Here is a 17,005-nt window from a genome sequence, read left to right as displayed (position 1 = left end):
GCGCCGATCCATGCAACCCACCGACGACACCGCAGCGCCGCCCGGCGCCCAGGCCCCCATCGACCCCACCGAAGCGCTGGTCTCCGGCAGCGGCAGCTACGACTTGCTGAAGAAGCGGCTCGAAACCCAGGGCGAGGGCCTGCTGAAGAAGACGCAGGCGCTCAACGAGCAGCGGCTGGCCGAGTTCGGCCGCTCCGACCAGGCGCTGATTTTGCGCACCCGCGCACGCACCGAGAACAACGCCGTGGCGCGCGACATCGTGCGCATCGGCGACCTGCTGCTGTTCGGCTACAACGTCTTCATCGGCCTGCGCAAGGAAACGGCCGTGGGCGACGTGTTCGGCCTGTACCGGCTCGCATCGCCAGGCGAAGCCGCCACCGAGAACGACGAGCTGCAGCCTGTGCCGCTGGCCGGCACCTTCCTCGAAGACGCGCGCTTCGCCTCCGACTTCCGCGAGCTCTACGCCTACTACAAGCAGGCCACGCTGCTGCAGCTTCGCGTGACGCAGGACAAGCTGCTCGCCTCGTTCCAGATCGGCCAGCAGCTGCACGACGTGCGCGTGTTCCGCTGGGCCATCGAGCGCAACGGCAACATCAATTACATCGACAACCGCGGTGAGCGCGACATCGCCTTGCCCGCGAGCCACGATTTCGAATGGACCGTGGCCACGCGCGAAGACCACGTGGGCGGCAAGCATCCGCACGTGAACGTGCTCGACACCGTGTTCGTCGAGACGCTGGGCGGCGACCTCACGGTCAAGATCGAGAACAACACCGAGACCGGCCTGGGCATCTACAGCGAGCCGGTGGAGGACAAGAGCCAGTCGCTCACCGACGCCGAGATCGCGTGGGCCAAGCTCGGCATGCTGATCCTGCTGCGCGTGAAGCCTTACCGCGAGCAGGTCACGCGCTACCTGGTGTTCAACATCCGCACGCAGCAGGTCGAGCGCATCGACGCCATCGGCGGCTCCTGTGTGCAGCTGCCCGAAGACCACGGCATCATTTTTCCGGGCGGCTACTACCTGCAGTCGGGTGAGTACAAGCGTTTCGACCTGCCGGCCGAGGTGGTGGAAAACCTGCGCTTCAAGCGCATGCTGCGTTCGCCCAACGGCGAGGACGTGGCCTATGTGTTCTACGACCCGAAGCCCGGGCGCTATGCGCTGTTCAACTACAACCTGATCGACAAGAAGCTCGCCACGCCGATCATCGCCAACGGCTACGCGCGCTTTGCCGACGGCCGCATGCTGGTGTTCAACGGCGACGATGTCGAGCCCACGCGCGTGCACCCGATGCAGCTGTGGCAGACGCCCTTCGCCAGCGAAGAGCACGTGAGCGCGCAGCCGCCCGCCACCGGCTTCTTCGGCAAGATCGGCAATGCCGAGCTGGTGCGCGGCGTGAGCGATCTCATGGGCATTGCCCGCGCGGTGCGCGAGCAGGCGCCCACGCGCGCCGCCTACGAAGACCTGATCCGCCAGTGCACCCGCGTGAGCGACGCCTACTTCTGGCTCGACGCACCCGAGGCCACCGGCCTCATGGGCGAGCTGCGCAGCATCGCCGAGGTGGCGCGCAGCACGCTGGCCGAATTCGAAAAGGTCGACACCATCCGCCGCGAAACCGCGCGCGCGCTGGCCCGCGCGGAAGACGAGCAGCATGCGCTGCTGGTCGACATTGCCAGCACCCTCTGGCGTGCGCCCGACGATTTCGTGAAGGCGCTGGGCCGGCTGCGCGAGCGGCGCGGCGCGCTGCAGATGCTCAAGGAGCTGCGCTACGCCGACCTGCCGCGCATCGCCGCGATGGACGCCGCACTCGAGGTCGAGCAGCAGCGCATCGGCGAGCGCGCGATGCAGTTCCTGGCGGCCGACACGGCCTTCCACGGCCAGCGCCAGGCGCTGGACAAGCTCGCGCTCGAACTCCCCAACCTGGCCACCTCGCCCGCGCTCGGCCAGATGCTGGCCACGCTCGACGAGCAGGCGGCCGGCCTCGACCTGCTGACCGAGCAGCTGGGCAGCCTGCCGGGCGGCGACGCGGTCATTCGCACGTCGATCCTCGACCGCATCTCGCTGATCTACGCCGACATCAACCGCATGCGCGCCGACGCGCGCGCGCGGCGCAAGTCGCTGGGCGCGACCGAGGCGCGTGCCGAGTTCGGCGCGCAGTTCAAGCTCTTCAGCCAGGCGGTCGAGAACGCGCTGGAGTTCGCCGACACGCCCGAGAAGTGCGACGACGCGCTCACGCGCCTGCTGGCCCAGCTGGAAGAGATCGAAGGCCGCTTCGCCGAGCAGGAAGACTTCCTGGCCGACATCGCCGAGAAGCGCGAGACCGTGTACGAAGCGCTGTCCGCGCGCCGCCAGAGCCTGGTCGACGCGCGCCAGCGCCGTGCGCAGGGCGTGGTCGACGCGGCAGGGCGCATCCTCGACGGCATTCCGCGCCGCATCGCGCAGTTCGGCGACCTGACGCAGGTGCACAGCTACTTCGCGGCCGACCCGATGATCGGCAAGCTGCACACGCTGATCGCCGACCTGCGCACGCTGGGCGCCGCGGTGCCGGCCGACGAGCTCGACACGCGCCTGAAGACCGCGCGCGACCAGGCCCTGCGCTCCATCCGCGACAAGCGCGAGCTGGTGAGCGAGGGTGGCGACACGCTGCGTCTGGGCCGCCATGCCTTCACCGTGCACCGCCAGCCGGTCGACCTGACACTGGTTGCCCGCGACGAAGGCATGGCCTACCAGGTGACGGGCACCGACTACCAGAGCCCGGTCGATGAGCCCCGGCTGCTGCCGCTGCAGCGCTACTGGAACCAGTCGCTGGTGTCCGAGACGCCCGAGCTGTCGCGTGCCGAATACCTCGCCGGCCGCCTGCTGGAGGCGCTGCTCGACGGCAAGGCCGAGCGCACGTGGGCCGAGGTGCTCACGCTGCTGACCGAAGACCCGCTGCATCCGCAATTGCTCGACATGGTTCGCCGTTTCGCCGCGGCGCGCTACCAGGAGGGCTACCAGAAGGGCATCCATGACGACGACGCGATGCGCCTGCTGGGCGCGCTTGTCGGCATGCAGGACCAGGCGGGCCTGCTCGCCTGGGGCCCGACCGAACGCGCGCTGGCCTTGCTCTACTGGCAGCACGGCCACCTGATCGCGCACCGCGAATCGATGCTGCGCCGCGCGCGTGCCGCGATGCAGATGCTGGCGCTGTTCGGCCGGCGAGACGCGCTGGAGCAGCTCGAAGCCGACATCGCGCGCGCACTGAATCACTTCGCCCGCGACGTGGTGCCCGACCTGCTGCCGGTGGTCGACACCGCGAACGACGAAACACGCGACGCGCACGACGGCCGCGTGACCACCCTGTGCGACCAGGCCGCCGCGTACCTCGTGCGCGAGCTCGCCAGCCCGCATGGCGGCGAGACCTGGGCCGTGTCCGGCGCGGGCGAGGACCTCGCAGCGGCCTTGCTGCGCGAGCTGGAGCGTGGCGGCCGGCGCGATGCGTGGCAGCACGACCTCGATGCCGCACCGCCGGCCGAGCGCTGGCGCCTGGCGCGCGACTGGGTGCGCGCCTACGCAACGCACCAGGCGCCGCAATCGGTCGACTGGACCGACGACGCGGCCAGCGTGCTGGCCATGCCGCTGCAGCGCACCCGCGTCAACGCGGCGCTCGACCGCACCGTCGAAGGCCTGCGCGGCGAGCACCCGCGCGTCGCCGAAGGGCGCCTGACGCTGAACCTCAACGACTTCTGGCGCCGCTTCCTGTTCCACACGATGCACGCGGTGCCGGGCTACGAGGCGCTGCACAGCCTGCGCCACGAGCTGCTCGAACGCGAGAAGGCGCGGCTCAAGCTCAGCCAGTTCCAGGCCAAGCCGCTCTCGACCTTCGTGCGCAACCAGCTGATCGACGAGCTGTACCTGCCCATCATCGGCGACAACCTCGCCAAGCAGATCGGCTCGGCGGGCGAGGGCAGCCGCACCGACCGCATGGGTTTGCTGCTGCTGATCTCGCCGCCCGGCTACGGCAAGACGACGCTCATGGAGTACGTGGCCGACCGCCTCGGCCTGATCTTCGTGCGCATCAACTGCCCGGCGCTGGGCCATGGCGTCACGGCCATCGACCCGGTGAACGCGCCCAACAGCGCCGCGCGGCAGGAGCTGGAAAAGCTCAACCTGGGCCTGGCCATGGGCAGCAACGTGATGCTGTACCTGGACGACATCCAGCACACCAGCCCCGAGTTTCTGCAGAAGTTCATCGCGCTGGCCGACGGCACGCGCCGCATCGAGGGCGTGTGGAACGGCGAGCCGCGCAGCTACGACATGCGCGGCAAGCGCTTCGCGATCGTGATGGCGGGCAACCCGTATACCGAGTCGGGCGACGTGTTCAAGATCCCGGACATGCTGGCCAACCGCGCCGACATCTACAACCTGGGCGACGTGCTCTCGGGCCGCGAGGCGGCGTTCGCGCTCTCGTACATCGAGAACAGCCTGACCTCCAACCCCACGCTGATGCCGCTGGCCTCGCGTGACCCGAAGGACGTGCAGCTGCTGGTGAAGATGGCGCAGGGCCACGACGTGCCGAGCAGCGCGCTCTCGCACGCCTACAGCTCGGTGGAGCTGGAAGAGATCAAGGCGCTGCTGCAGCGCCTGTTCCGGGCGCGCGACCTGCTGCTGAAGGTCAACCTCGCGTACATCGAGTCGGCCGCGCAGCAGGAGACCTACCGTGTCGCGCCGCCGTTCAAGCTCCAGGGCAGCTACCGCAACATGACCAAGCTCGCGGGCAAGATCACGCCGCTGATGCGCGACGACGAGCTCGACGCACTGCTGCGCGACCACTACCGCGGCGAGGCCCAGACGCTGACCACCGGCGCGGAAGAAAACCTGCTGCGCCTCGCGCAACTGCTCGGCAGTCCGACGCCGGAGGAAAGCGCGCGCTGGACGGCCATCTGCGACGAGTTCGTGCGCCAGCGCAAGCTCGGCGGCGCCGATGTGGACGGCAGCCAGCGCATCGCGAGCAGCATGCTCGACGTGGCGCGCGCGGTCGATGCACTCAAGCCCGAGCCCAAGCCTGCCGCAGAGGGACCGAACGAGAGCCAGCGCCTGGCCGACGCCATGCTGCAGATCGCCGTGACCTACCGCGAGCTGATCCTGCCGCTGGTGACCGCCACCGAGCGCCGGCTCGAACTCGACCGTTCGATCAAGCAGGACATGGAGCGCCTCGCCGCCGAGGTGCAGGCCACGCGGGCCGCGCCCAGGCGCGTGCCGCCGCCGCCATCTCCGCCCAAAGTAGACAAGGATCAGTGATGTCCGCACTGCCCGAATTGCTGGCCCAACTCGACGCCACCCTGGCCGACACGCGCCTGAGCGACGACGAGCGCCGCGTGCTGGTCCATACCCTGCGCGAAGCCTCGCCGCCCGAAGACGGCCTGCGCCAACTGCGCAACCGCGCCTTCGACCTCGTGCGTTCGCGCACCGCCGACCCCGAGCAGCTGTCGCTGCTCAAGTGGCTCGAAGGCGTGGTGCGCGCGATCGACACGGGCCGTTCACCCGACAGCGTCACGGTGCGATCGCAGGCCTACTTCAGCCCCGGCACGGCCTGCCTGCAGGCGATCAACCAGCAGCTGAGAACGGCGAAGCGCGTGGTCGACCTGTGCGTGTTCACGCTGTCGGACGACCGCATCACCGCCGAGGTGCTGGCGGCGCACCGGCGTGGCGTGACGGTGCGCTTCATCACCGACAACGACAAGGAATACGACCGCGGCAGCGACGTCGGCCAGCTGCGCGCGGCCGGCATTCCGGTGGCGGTGGACCGCACCGAGGCCCACATGCACCACAAGTTCGCGATCTTCGACGGCGCGCGGCTGCTCAACGGCAGCTACAACTGGACCCGCAGCGCCTGCGAGTACAACGAGGAGAACCTGGTGCTGAGCAACGACCCGCCGCTGGTGCGCCGCTTCGCGGACGAATTCGACACCTTGTGGAAAGAACTGCAGGCCCCCTGATGCCAAGACGAATCGACTACGACTGGGAGCTGCCCGCCGCCATGCAGCAGCGGCTGGGCGGAAGCACCTACGGCGCGCAGCGCATCATCCACGAGCAGGAGCACCTGATGGTGATCCTGCACGAGCCGCCCTCGGGCACCGGCGCCGAGCGCAAGCCCATCGTGTTCCTGCGCAAGCCCGACGGCGCGTGGCTGCACAAGGGCAACAACCCCGGCGAGCGCGCGCTGGCCAAGCTGCTCGAAAGCTACCGCGCGGCGTTCAGCACCTTCGATATTCGCCACCAGGCCGCCGAGACCTCGGAAGACCTGTTCCAGATCCTCGGCCCGCTGATCCCGCTCACCCGCGCCGCGCGGAACATGCAGGACACCCTGCAGGCCGCGCGCGATGCGGTCAAGGGCGACCTGATGCTCATCGACCAGCGCGACCTCGCAGTGGAGATCGCACGCGGCTTCGAGCTGCTGCTGGCCGACACGCGCATGTCGCTCGACTACCGGCTTGCACGAGCGGCCGAGGCGCAGGCGCACTCGGCCCTCGAGATGAGCCGTGCGCAGCACAAGCTCAACACCATCGCCGCACTGACCTTTCCGCTCATGGCCATCGGCGCGGCCTTCGGCATGAACCTGCACAGCGGCGTGGAGAACCTGCCGTCGTGGGTGTACTGGCTCATCTTCGCGGCCGGCATCTGCCTGGGCGTGATGCTGCGCGGCTGGGTGAAGACGCCGGCCGAGCCGCCTGTGGTTGCCAGGCCAGCGTCCACGCTGAAGAAAAAGTAGGGCGCACCGCCGGGTCTTCGCGTTTCGCGAAGGCCTGCTGCCATCCGAGCAATTCCGTTCATCGCCATCTGTTCCTAGAGTCGGGGCAACCCACCTGGAGACAGAGAAAGATGAACGCACTCGAAGGCCTGAAGGTGCTGGAGCTCGGCCAGCTCATCGCCGGCCCGTTCGCCGGCAAGACGCTCGCCGAGTTCGGCGCCGACGTGATCAAGGTCGAGCCCGCCGGCGTCGGCGATCCGCTGCGCAAGTGGCGGCTGCTGCGCGATGGCACCTCGGTGTGGTGGGAGGTGCAGTCGCGCAACAAGCGCTCGGTGTGCCTCGATCTGCGCAGCGCCGAAGGGCAGGAGGCCGTGCGCGCCCTGGCGCTCGAGGCCGACGTGCTCATCGAGAACTTCAAGCCCGGCACGCTCGAAGGCTGGGGCCTGGGCTGGGAGCAGCTGCATGCCTTGAACCCGCGGCTCATCATGCTGCGCATCTCGGGCTACGGGCAGACCGGCCCCTACCGCGACAAGCCGGGCTTCGGCGTGCTCGGCGAATCGATGGGCGGGTTGCGTTACCTCAGCGGCGAGCCCGGCCGGGTGCCGGTGCGCGTGGGCGTCTCGCTCGGCGACACGCTGGCTGCGCTGCATGGCGTGATCGGCGTGCTCACGGCGCTGCACCATCGCACGGCCCACGGCGGCGAAGGGCAGTTCATCGACGTGGCGCTGTACGAGTCGGTCTTCAACGTGATGGAAAGCCTGCTGCCCGAGTACGACGCCTTCGATGCGGTGCGCGAGCGGGCTGGCAGCGCCTTGCCGGGCATCGCGCCGACCAACGCCTACCGCTGCAGCGACGGCCACTACGTGCTGGTGGCGGGCAACGGCGACAGCATCTTCCGCCGCCTGATGCGCGCCATCGACCGCGCGGACCTGGAGAACGACGCAGGGCTCGTGCACAACGACGGCCGCGTGCTGCGCGTGGAAGAGATCGACGCCGCCATTGAGGCGTGGACCCTGCAGCGCAGCCGCGACGAGGTGCTGGCCGTGCTCGACGCGGCAGGCGTACCGGTCGGGCGCATCTACACGGTGGCCGACATCGCCACCGATCCGCAGTACCTGGCGCGCGAGATGATCGTGCAAGCGCGCGGCTCGGACGGCGCGCTGCTCAAGGTGCCGGGCGTGGTGCCCAAGCTCAGCGCCACGCCGGGGCGCATCGCGCATGCGGCGCCGCGCCTGGGCGAGCACACGGCGGACCTGCGGGGCGCCGGCTGGCCGGTGCGTGGCGTGGAAAGCGAGGCCGTATGAAAACCGGCAACGGCACGCGACTGTTCATCAACGAGGTCGCCACGCGCGACGGCTTCCAGATGGAAAGCCGCTTCATTCCCACGGACGACAAGGTCGCGCTGATCGACCGGCTCGGCACGCTCGGCTACGCCAAGATCGAGGCCACTTCGTTCACCTCCGCCCAGGCCATTCCCGCGCTGCGCGACGGCGAAGCGGTGATGCAGCGCATCGCCCGTCGGCCCGGCGTGGTCTACACCGCGCTCGTGCCCAATGTGCGTGGTGCCGAGCGCGCGCTCGAAAGCCGCATCGGCGAGTTCAACATCGTCATGTCGGTCAGCGAGACGCACAACCTCAGCAACCTGCGGATGACGCGCGAGCAGTCGTTCGCGCAACTGGCCGACGTGATCGCGTTGGCGAAGCAGGCGAGGGTGCCGGTGAACGTGTCGCTCTCCTGCGTGTTCGGCTGCCCGATGGAAGGCGAGGTGCCGCTGGCAACGGTGCTCGGCTGGATCGACCGCTTCGCGGCGTTGGGCGTGCAGGGCCTCACGCTGTGCGACACCACGGGCATGGCCTATCCGACGCAGGTGCAAGCGGTGTGCGAGGCCGTGCGCGCGCGGCATCCGGCATTGGAATGGACGGCACATTTCCACAACACGCGCGGCATGGGCCTGGCGAACACCATCGCCGCGGTCGAGGCGGGCATCCGCCGGCTCGACATGTCGCTCGGCGGCATCGGCGGCTGCCCCTATGCGCCGGGCGCGACGGGCAATGTCGCGACCGAGGACGTGGTCCACATGCTGCAGTGCATGGGCTACGACACGGGCATGGACCTCGATGGGTTGATCGGTGCTGCGGCTGAACTCGAGTCGCTCGTGCAGCACGCGCTGCCCGGCCAGGTCTCGCGCGCCGGCCACCGGCTGACGCGGCATGCGCCGCCGGCCGATTTCAACGCCATCGTCGAACGCGCAAAGGCGCGCCCCATCAAGAAGGAGAACGCATGATCGACCACCTGGATCACCTGGTGCTCACGACCGCCAACGAAGAGGCCTGCGTGCGTTTCTACGTCGAGGTGCTGGGCATGACGCTGGAGGTCTTCGGCGCCGGCCGCAAGGCCTTCCGCTTCGGCAACCAGAAGATCAACCTGCACGTGAAGGGCCACGAGTTCGAGCCGAAGGCGGAGCTGCCCACGCCCGGTTCGCTCGACCTGTGCTTCATCGCCAGCGTGCCGCTCGAAGAGGTCGTTGCGCGGTTGCAGGCGCAGGGCGTGCCGATCCTCGAAGGGCCCGTGATGCGCACGGGCGCCACGTCGCGCATCCGCTCGGTCTACGTGCGCGACCCCGACCTGAATCTCATCGAGATATCGGAGCTGGCGCCCTGACGCGCGCAGCCTGAAGACATCCACAAGAAACCACCGGAGACAAACCCATGAAACCCGCTCACCGCCTGCTCGCGGTCGGCCTCGCGTTGGCCGCTGCCGCCTCGCACGCCGACACCTGGCCTTCCAAACCCCTGACCTTCGTGGTGCCGACGGCGCCCGCGGGCTCCACCGACATCATGGCGCGGCTGGTCGCCGACCCGCTGCAGCGTGCGCTGGGCCAGCCGGTCGTGGTCGACAACAAGCCGGGCGCCAGCGGCAACATCGGCACCGAGTTCGTGGCCCGCGCCGCGCCCGACGGCTACACGCTGCTGCTGCAGTACTCGGGCTACCACGTCGGCAACCCGTCGCTGTACCCGAACCTGCGCTGGAGCCCGACCAAAGACTTCGTGCCGGTGGCGATGGTGATGCGCGCGCCGCACGTGGTCGCGGTGAGCGGCAAGCTGCCCGTGACCTCGATGAAGGAGCTCATCGAGTACGGCAGGAAGAAGGAGGGCGGCCTGTTCTACGCCTCGTCGGGCAACGGCTCGATCCAGCACATCGCCGGCGAGCTGCTGTCGCGCCAGACCAAGCAACCGGCCACGCACGTGCCGTACAAGGGCTCGGGGCCGGCCATCAATGACCTGGTGGCGGGCAATGTCGACATCTTCATCACCACGCCGCCCTCGGTCATCGGCCACTTCGCGGGCGGGCGCATCAAGGCGCTGGCGTACACGGGCAGCAAGCGGCACGCGTCGATGCCGAACGTGCCGACCTCGGCCGAGGCCGGGTTGCCGGGCTACGAGGTCGAGTCGTGGTTCGCGGTGTTCGCGCCGGCGAAGACGCCGCCCGAGGTGGTGAACAAGCTCAGCGCCGAGATCAAGAAGATCGTCGAGAGCGAGGCCTTCCGCAAGAAGGTGGACGAGCAGGGCGCCTTCGCGACCTACATGGACCCGGCCACGCTGGGCAGGTTCGTCGACCAGGAACTCGCGGCCTGGTCGAAGGTGATCAAGGGCGCCGACATCAAGCCGGAGTGAACGCCCCCGGCCAGGCTCAGGGCTTGACGCCCAGCACCGACAGGATCACCGCCGCAAGGCCGAGCGCCACGGGCACCTGGTGCCCGGCCAGCGCGCGGGCCTGGGCCACGGACAGCCTGGTTTGCTGAAGGAGGTTCTTTTCCGAATGAAGGGGTGTGGACATGGTGTCTGCTCCTGTGTGGGGCGAACGGTGTGTTCGCATGGGTTCCACGATAGGCCTCTCGACCGGCGATGGCGCATGGCTTTTGTCGACACGGCGTTTCCGTTTTCGCAACGATCCGGGGCCTCTGGCAGGGAACTTCTGCCCAGAACTCAGAATGGAGTCATGCAACGGAAAGAACGAAACACACACGGAACGGGTTTGACGATGCGCAGGGCCACCCCGGCGGATGCGGTGCCCTGGCCGCTCCTCTTCGACGCGGACGGCCCGCGCCCTGAGATCGAAAAGTACCTGCTGCGCGGCGAGCAATGGCTGGCCGAACAGGCCGGCGAGGTCGTCGGCCAGATGGTGCTCATGGCCACGCGCGTCGACACCTGGGAGGTCATGAACATCGCCGTGGCCGAAGCCCACAAGGGCCAGGGCATCGGCACCGCGATGCTCAAGAAGGCGAAAGCGCTTGCCAGGCAGCGCGGCGCGCACCGGCTCGAAGTCGGCACGGGCAACAGCAGCCTGCGCGAGCTGGCCTTCTACCAACGCTTCGGCTTTCGGATCGTCGGCGTCGACGTCGACTACTTCGTGCGCCGCTGGGGCAGGGCGACGAAGCAGAACGGCATTCCGCTGCGAGACCTGGTCCGCATGGAGATGGTGCTATCGCGCGCCGCAGGCTGATCGGCCTGCACAACGACAGCGCCGAGCGGGCGCAGGACACTGGGTGCTTCCCGCAGCGAAATCAAGGAGGAGGCCGAAGGCCGGGGGACATTCGCGGAGGGAAGTACCCGGTGGCCTGTGCACGCGCCCTGAAAAGCATCACCCCGCGATGAGCTTCTGCACCAGCTCCGCAGTCGTCGCCGCCGCGTACTTGCGCATCAACCGCGCCCGATGCAATTCGACCGTGCGGTGGCTGATGCCCAGCGCCTTCCCGATCTCCTTCGAGGTCAGCCCGCGCATGACCTGCGCCGCCACCTCCCGCTCGCGCGGCGTGAGCTCGGCCTTCACCGCGCGGCGCGAGCCCAGGTCCTCGAAGGTCCAGATGCCGGCCTCGTGCGGCGCCGCGCGGTTCATCGCATGGCCGGTGACGTGGCACCAGAAGGTCTCGCCGGCCAGCGCGCCGTGCAGCCCGCCCAGGCGCTTCATCATGCGGTTGTCGGCATAGTGGCCGCTGGCGTTCAGAAAGGGTTCCATGCGCTTGCCGATGCGCTCGAACTCCGCCACGCTGGGGTACAGGATGCTGAACGAATGCCCGACCAATGCAGAGGGCTCCGCGCCGAAAATTTCGCACACGCGCTGGTTGCAGGCGACGATGGTGCGGTTGCTCGAGACCACCATGCCGACAGGTGCATGTTCAAAAGCCAGCCGGTAATCGATCTCGGGCATCGGGTGTCACCATTACGAAATACTACGTATACGAGTAGGTAGTATCGTTGAAGCCTTTCCCACCCACTCTCCACCACCCATCAAGGAGCCCGAGTGAACAAGATTTATCCCTCCGCAGACGCGGCACTCAAGGGGGTCGTGGCCGACGGGCAGACGCTCGCGGTCGGCGGCTTCGGCCTGTGCGGCATTCCCGAAGCGCTGATCGACGCGCTGAAGGATTCCGGCGTGCAGAACCTCACCGTCATCTCGAACAACGCGGGCGTCGACGGCTTCGGCCTCGGCAAGCTGCTCGAGACGCGCCAGATCAAGAAGATGATCGCGTCGTATGTGGGCGAGAACAAGGAGTTCGAGCGCCAGTACCTGGCCGGTGAACTCGCCCTCGAATTCACGCCCCAGGGCACGCTGGCCGAGAAGCTGCGCGCCGGCGGCGCGGGCATTCCGGCCTTCTTCACCAAGACCGGCGTGGGCACGCAAGTGGCCGAAGGCAAGGAACTGCGCGAGTTCGGCGGCGAGACCTACGTCATGGAGCACTCGCTGGTGCCCGACGTGGCGCTGGTCAAGGCCGACGTGGCCGACAAGGCCGGCAACCTGCGCTTCCGTCTCACGGCACGCAACTTCAACCCCGCCGCCGCCATGGCCGGCAAGGTCTGCATCGTCGAGGTCGAGAAGATCGTCGAAGTGGGCGAGCTGGCCCCCGACGACATCCACCTGCCGGGCATCTACGTGCACCGCCTGGTGCTCAACGCCACGCCCGAGAAGCGCATCGAGAAGCGCACCGTGAGCGCCTCGGTCGATGCCGCCGCCGCCAAGGTCGAGGCCCAGACCGCCATCGCCCAGGCCGCCGCCGCCGGCAGCGAATCGGCCGTGAAGGCCGTCAACAAGAAAGAAGGAGCCTGAGATGCCCTGGACCCAAGACCAGATGGCGGCCCGTGCCGCCCAAGAACTCGAAGACGGCTTCTACGTCAACCTCGGCATCGGCATTCCGACCCTGGTGGCCAACCACACCGGCACCAAGGAAGTCTGGCTGCAGAGCGAAAACGGCATGCTCGGCATCGGCCCGTTCCCCACCGAAGACAACGTCGACGCCGACCTCATCAACGCCGGCAAGCAGACCGTCACCACGCTGCCCGGCTCGGCCATCTTCGGCAGCCATGACAGCTTCGCGATGATCCGCGGCGGCAAGATCAACCTGTCGATCCTGGGCGCGATGCAAGTCAGCGCCAAGGGCGACCTCGCCAACTGGATGATCCCCGGCAAGATGGTCAAGGGCATGGGCGGCGCCATGGACCTCGTGGCCGGCGTGAAGCGCGTGATCGTGCTGATGGAGCACGTCGCTAAGAAGAAGGACGGCACCGAAGACCTGAAGATCCTCGAGCAGTGCTCGCTGCCGCTGACCGGCGTGGGCGTGGTCGACCGCATCATCACCGACCTGGCCGTGATGGACGTCGTGCCTGAGGGCCTCAAGGTGATCGAGCTGGCGCCGGGCGTGAGCTTCGACGCGCTGCAGGCCAAGACCGGCGCGAAGCTGATCCAGTAAGCCATCCGCACAAGGTCGCGAACGCAACGACAACAACAAGGGCAGGGCCGCGCAAGCGGACCCTGCCTTTTTCATTTCCTCTTTCCCCTGAAGGGTTGACGCATGGCAACGAGTGAAGAAGTCCTGGCCGGTCTCTGGCAACTGGCGGGGCTGCCCGCCGAGGCGCTGGCTTTCGCGCGGCTCACGGGTGCCGACCCGGTGCTGCCGTCGTCCTTCGCGGTCGGCCTCGCGGCGCAGGCCAGCATCGCGGCCGCCGCGCTCGCGGCCTGCGAGCTGGGACACCGGCGCGGCGTGGCGCGGCAAGAGGTCGCGGTCGACACGCTGCACGCCGCGCTCGACTGCACGGGCTGGTTCAGCCTCGACGGCCGCGTGCCCGAGCTGTGGGACACCTTCTCCGGCATGTACCGTTGTGCCGACGGCTGGGTGCGCATCCACGCCAACTTCAAGCACCACCGCGAAGGCGCGCTGCGCCTGATGAAGCTGGACCCGGCCAGCGCCACGCGCGCCGACGCCGAGGCCGCGATGGCCGGTTGGCGCGCGATCGATTTCGAATCGGCCGCCGCCGCGCAAGGCCTGGTGGCGACCGCGCTGCGTCGCTTCGACGAATGGGACGCCACGCCGCACGGGCAGGCGGTGGCGGCCCAGCCGCTCTTCACCATCGAGCGCATCGGCGACGCACCGCCGCTCGCGCTGCCGCCGCTGCAAGGCGACCAGCGACCGCTCGAAGGCCTGCGCGTGCTCGACCTCACACGCATCCTCGCGGGGCCGGTCGGCGGCCGGGCGCTGGCGGCCTATGGCGCCGACGTGATGCTGGTCAATTCGCCGAACCTGCCGAACATCGAATCCATCGCCGACACCAGCCGCGGCAAGCTCTCGACGCACATCGACCTGTGCACCGACGCAGGTCGCGCCGTGCTGCACGGCCTCGTCGCCGACGCGCATGTCTTCGTGCAGGGCTACCGCCCCGGCGGCATCGCGGCGCTGGGCTTCGGCCCCGAGGCGCTGGCGCGTGAGCGGCCGGGCATCGTCTGCGTCTCGCTCACGGCCTACGGCACGCAGGGGCCGTGGGCCGGTCGGCGCGGCTTCGATTCGCTGGTGCAGACCGCCATGGGCTTCAACCATGCCGAGGGCGAAGCGGCGGGCGATGGCAAGCCACGTCCGATGCCCATGCAGATCCTCGACGAAGCCAGCGGCTACCTGATCGCCCTCGGCGCCGCCGCGGCGCTGTGGCGGCAGCAGCAGGAGGGTGGCAGCTGGCATGTGCAGGTGTCGCTGGCGCAGACGGGGCAGTGGCTGCGCGGGCTGAGACGCGTGGACGGCGGGCTGTCGATCGCGCGGGCCGATGTCGCGCCGTACGTCGAGACCTCCGCCTCGGGCTTCGGCGAACTGGCGGCGGTGCGCCACAGCGCGCAGCTGTCACGCACGCCGGCCGCCTGGCCGCGGTCGTCGATGCCGCCGGGCAGCCATCCGCCCGTGTGGCCCGCCACTGCCGGGGGATGAGAAACTGGGCGCATGGCTTATCTCGACCTCGACAACCTCCAGAGCATTTTTCTTGACGACGAGGCGCTGCGCGTGCGGCATCTGCAGCGGCAGGCGTGCGGCGCCCTGAACATCACGAGCGGCCGCATCGTGGCCTGCGATCCACTGGTGCAGCCCGAGCGAGAGCCCTTCGTTCGCAGCGTGAGCGGGCGGGGCGCATTCCCCGTCGAGGTGCTGCAAGGCGGGGGCCGCCATGCGCTGGCCGTGCTGTGGCTGCGTGAGCAAGGCAGCCTGCAGGCGAACGATCTGCAATGGGAGGCGGCGCTGCTCGAAGGGCAATCGCAGGACGAGCTCGGCAGCGACGAGTTCTACGGCTACCCGGTCGATGCCGGCGTCGGTTGCTTCATGGACGCCGACGGCGCCAAGGCCATGGCCGAGCGCGAGGCGCGCGAGTCCGCCACCAACCCCGAGTACGTGAGCTACTACGACGATGTGCTCGGCGCCGACCTCGCTTCGGCCGACATCGCCGATCACTACCCGTTGGGCGCGGGCAGCGCGAACAACGTGGTGATCTTCAGTGCGGGCTGGGGCGACGGCAGCTACCCGAGCTTCTGGGCGCTCGATGCCGAAGGCGAACCCGTGGCGCTCGTGACCGACTTCATGGTCATGCAGGGCGGCGACGCGCGCGACGAGGACGACAAGCGCAGCGACGCCTACCTGGCCAGCCTCTCGCCAGAGAAACTGGCGGCGCTCGAGGCGCTGGGCGCGGCAGCGGTCGCAGGCGATGCGGCGGCGATCCAGCCCCTGCTCGACGGCGGGCTCGCGCAGCCCAACGAGATCATTCCCTCGCTCGGCGAGACCGCGATCATGAGCGCCATCCGCATGAACCAGCTGGACGCGCTGCGCGTGCTGCTGGCGGCGCTGCCAGGCCAACTGCCGATGCCGCCGCAGTTCTATCGCATGGATGAGGAAGAGAGCTACATCGACTACGCGCGCCGGCTCAAGAAGCCGCGCGTGGAAGGGCTGATCGAGCTGCTCGAAAAGGCGGCGGCACCGGCGCCGGCGGCCAAGCCTGGGTTCCTGAAGCGCCTGTTTTCCTGAGCGCGCGAACCGGTCACTTGGCGTTCGCCGCGCTGTCGGGCAACAGCACCTGCTGTTGCGCCGTGGCCGTCGCGCGCAGAAATTCCCACACGGTCTGCATGCGCGCCAGGTGCTTCGTTTCCGCCGGCATCGACATCCAGAAGGTCCGCGTGAAGTTCGCCGCGTCGGGCAGCACCGGCTTGAGCGCGCGGTCGTCCTGCGCGATGAACGCCGGCAGCACCGCAATCCCCGCACCCGCCGCCACCGCCCGGTGCTGCGCCAGCACGCTGGTGCTGCGCAGCGCAAAGCTGTCGGGGCGGTGCAGTTCGTCCAGGTACTGCAGCTCCTTGCTGAACAGCAGGTCGTCCACGTAGCTGATGAAGGTGTGGCCGCGCAGGTCTTCGCGGGTCTTGATGGGCTTGTGCGCGGCCAGGTACTGCTTGGAGGCGTAGAGGCGCAGCGTGTAGTCGGTGAGCTTGGTGACCACCACCGGCCCGCGCGCCGGCCGTTCGAGCGAGATCACGATGTCGGCCTCGCGCCGAGACAGGTGCACCAGCCGCGGCATCGCGAGAAGGTCGATGGTGAGCTTCGGGTGCTGCACCGCGAACAATGCCAACTGCGGCGCCAGCACCACGGTGCCGAAGCCCTCGGTGGCGCCGATACGCACCAGCCCCGACAAGCCTTCCTGCGACGCCGGCGCGGTGCTCTCCACGGCCTGGAAGGCGCTCTCCATCGCCTCGACCTGCGGCTGCAGCCGGCGACCCGCCTCGGTGAGCCGGTGGCCGCCGGCCTCGCGCGAAAAGAGGGGTGCGCCCACCTCTTTTTCGAGTGCCTGGATGCGCCGTGCGACGGTGGTGTGGTCGACCTCCAGCCGGCGCGCCGCGCTCATCAGCGTGCCCGAGCGGGCGAGTTCGAGAAAGTAGCGCAGGTTGTCCCAGTCCATGTGCGTGCGGCCTCGTGCGGGGTGGCGTGC

15 protein-coding genes are annotated in these 17,005 nt (G+C 68.8%); 12 read left to right on the top strand and 3 right to left on the bottom strand.

What is annotated here, in order from left to right; all coding sequences use genetic code 11:
* Window positions 1–10 precede the first annotated feature (10 nt).
* The 7 genes from FFI97_RS10260 (at window position 11) to FFI97_RS10230 (ending at window position 10,402) form a co-directional block, all read left to right on the top strand.
* Window positions 11–5,278, top strand: a complete 5,268-nt coding sequence (locus FFI97_RS10260; protein WP_139705253.1) for a DNA repair ATPase — start codon at window positions 11–13, stop codon at window positions 5,276–5,278.
* Complete coding sequence (locus FFI97_RS10255) at window positions 5,278–5,976, top strand: phospholipase D-like domain-containing protein (protein ID WP_139705254.1); 699 nt, start codon at window positions 5,278–5,280, stop codon at window positions 5,974–5,976. The genes FFI97_RS10260 and FFI97_RS10255 overlap by 1 nt, the downstream gene beginning before the upstream one ends.
* Window positions 5,976–6,749: a hypothetical protein gene (locus FFI97_RS10250; RefSeq protein WP_139705256.1), complete on the top strand. Its 774-nt coding sequence runs from the start codon at window positions 5,976–5,978 to the stop codon at window positions 6,747–6,749. Before FFI97_RS10255 ends, FFI97_RS10250 begins: the two co-directional genes overlap by 1 nt.
* Window positions 6,750–6,859: 110 nt before the next feature.
* Window positions 6,860–8,032, top strand: coding sequence for a CaiB/BaiF CoA transferase family protein (locus tag FFI97_RS10245; protein ID WP_139705258.1), 1,173 nt, complete (start codon window positions 6,860–6,862; stop codon window positions 8,030–8,032).
* The gene (locus FFI97_RS10240; protein WP_139705260.1) at window positions 8,029–9,012 is read left to right on the top strand and encodes a hydroxymethylglutaryl-CoA lyase; all 984 of its coding nucleotides are present in this window, start codon (window positions 8,029–8,031) and stop codon (window positions 9,010–9,012) included. Before FFI97_RS10245 ends, FFI97_RS10240 begins: the two co-directional genes overlap by 4 nt.
* On the top strand, window positions 9,009–9,389 hold the full coding sequence (locus FFI97_RS10235) for a VOC family protein (RefSeq protein WP_139705262.1): 381 nt from the start codon (window positions 9,009–9,011) through the stop codon (window positions 9,387–9,389). The genes FFI97_RS10240 and FFI97_RS10235 overlap by 4 nt, the downstream gene beginning before the upstream one ends.
* 47 nt (window positions 9,390–9,436) lie before the next feature.
* Window positions 9,437–10,402: a Bug family tripartite tricarboxylate transporter substrate binding protein gene (locus FFI97_RS10230; RefSeq protein ID WP_139705264.1), complete on the top strand. Its 966-nt coding sequence runs from the start codon at window positions 9,437–9,439 to the stop codon at window positions 10,400–10,402.
* A 16-nt stretch (window positions 10,403–10,418) separates the two neighbouring features.
* Here FFI97_RS10230 and FFI97_RS33595 read toward each other — a convergent pair whose 3' ends face one another.
* Entirely contained in the window at window positions 10,419–10,565 is a 147-nt protein-coding gene (locus FFI97_RS33595) for a hypothetical protein (protein WP_167395007.1), read from the bottom strand.
* Window positions 10,566–10,769: 204 nt separating this feature from the next.
* Here FFI97_RS33595 and FFI97_RS10225 point away from each other — a divergent pair, with 204 nt between their 5' ends.
* Entirely contained in the window at window positions 10,770–11,231 is a 462-nt protein-coding gene (locus FFI97_RS10225) for a GNAT family N-acetyltransferase (RefSeq protein WP_185993591.1), read from the top strand.
* Between the two features lie 138 nt (window positions 11,232–11,369).
* On the opposite strand, the gene FFI97_RS10220 is transcribed toward FFI97_RS10225, so the two are convergent.
* Complete coding sequence (locus FFI97_RS10220; RefSeq protein WP_062476432.1) at window positions 11,370–11,936, bottom strand: LuxR C-terminal-related transcriptional regulator; 567 nt, start codon at window positions 11,934–11,936, stop codon at window positions 11,370–11,372.
* Window positions 11,937–12,029: 93 nt separating this feature from the next.
* Between FFI97_RS10220 and FFI97_RS10215 the strand changes: the two genes are divergently transcribed.
* The 4 genes from FFI97_RS10215 to FFI97_RS10200 all read left to right on the top strand — a co-directional run bounded on the left by FFI97_RS10215 (window position 12,030) and on the right by FFI97_RS10200 (window position 16,053).
* Complete coding sequence (locus FFI97_RS10215; protein WP_062476435.1) at window positions 12,030–12,833, top strand: CoA transferase subunit A; 804 nt, start codon at window positions 12,030–12,032, stop codon at window positions 12,831–12,833.
* A gap of 1 nt (window position 12,834) precedes the next feature.
* Window positions 12,835–13,473 carry a 3-oxoacid CoA-transferase subunit B gene (locus FFI97_RS10210; RefSeq protein WP_056573812.1) on the top strand — a complete coding sequence of 213 codons (639 nt, stop codon included), beginning with the start codon at window positions 12,835–12,837 and terminating at the stop codon, window positions 13,471–13,473.
* A 102-nt stretch (window positions 13,474–13,575) separates the two neighbouring features.
* Window positions 13,576–14,973 (top strand): CoA transferase, encoded by a 1,398-nt coding sequence (locus FFI97_RS10205; protein WP_139705268.1) that lies wholly within the window; start codon window positions 13,576–13,578, stop codon window positions 14,971–14,973.
* Between the two features lie 12 nt (window positions 14,974–14,985).
* Window positions 14,986–16,053, top strand: coding sequence for a DUF4241 domain-containing protein (locus tag FFI97_RS10200; RefSeq protein ID WP_139705270.1), 1,068 nt, complete (start codon window positions 14,986–14,988; stop codon window positions 16,051–16,053).
* A 13-nt stretch (window positions 16,054–16,066) separates the two neighbouring features.
* On the opposite strand, the gene FFI97_RS10195 is transcribed toward FFI97_RS10200, so the two are convergent.
* Window positions 16,067–16,975 carry a LysR family transcriptional regulator gene (locus FFI97_RS10195; protein ID WP_139705285.1) on the bottom strand — a complete coding sequence of 303 codons (909 nt, stop codon included), beginning with the start codon at window positions 16,973–16,975 and terminating at the stop codon, window positions 16,067–16,069.
* Window positions 16,976–17,005: the final 30 nt, after the last annotated feature.

Source organism: Variovorax sp. KBS0712 (assembly GCF_006323185.2).
GTDB lineage: Bacteria > Pseudomonadota > Gammaproteobacteria > Burkholderiales > Burkholderiaceae_C > Variovorax > Variovorax boronicumulans.
The sequence above is the reverse complement of the archived record's forward strand: the minus strand, read 5'-3'. Positions and strand labels throughout refer to the sequence as shown.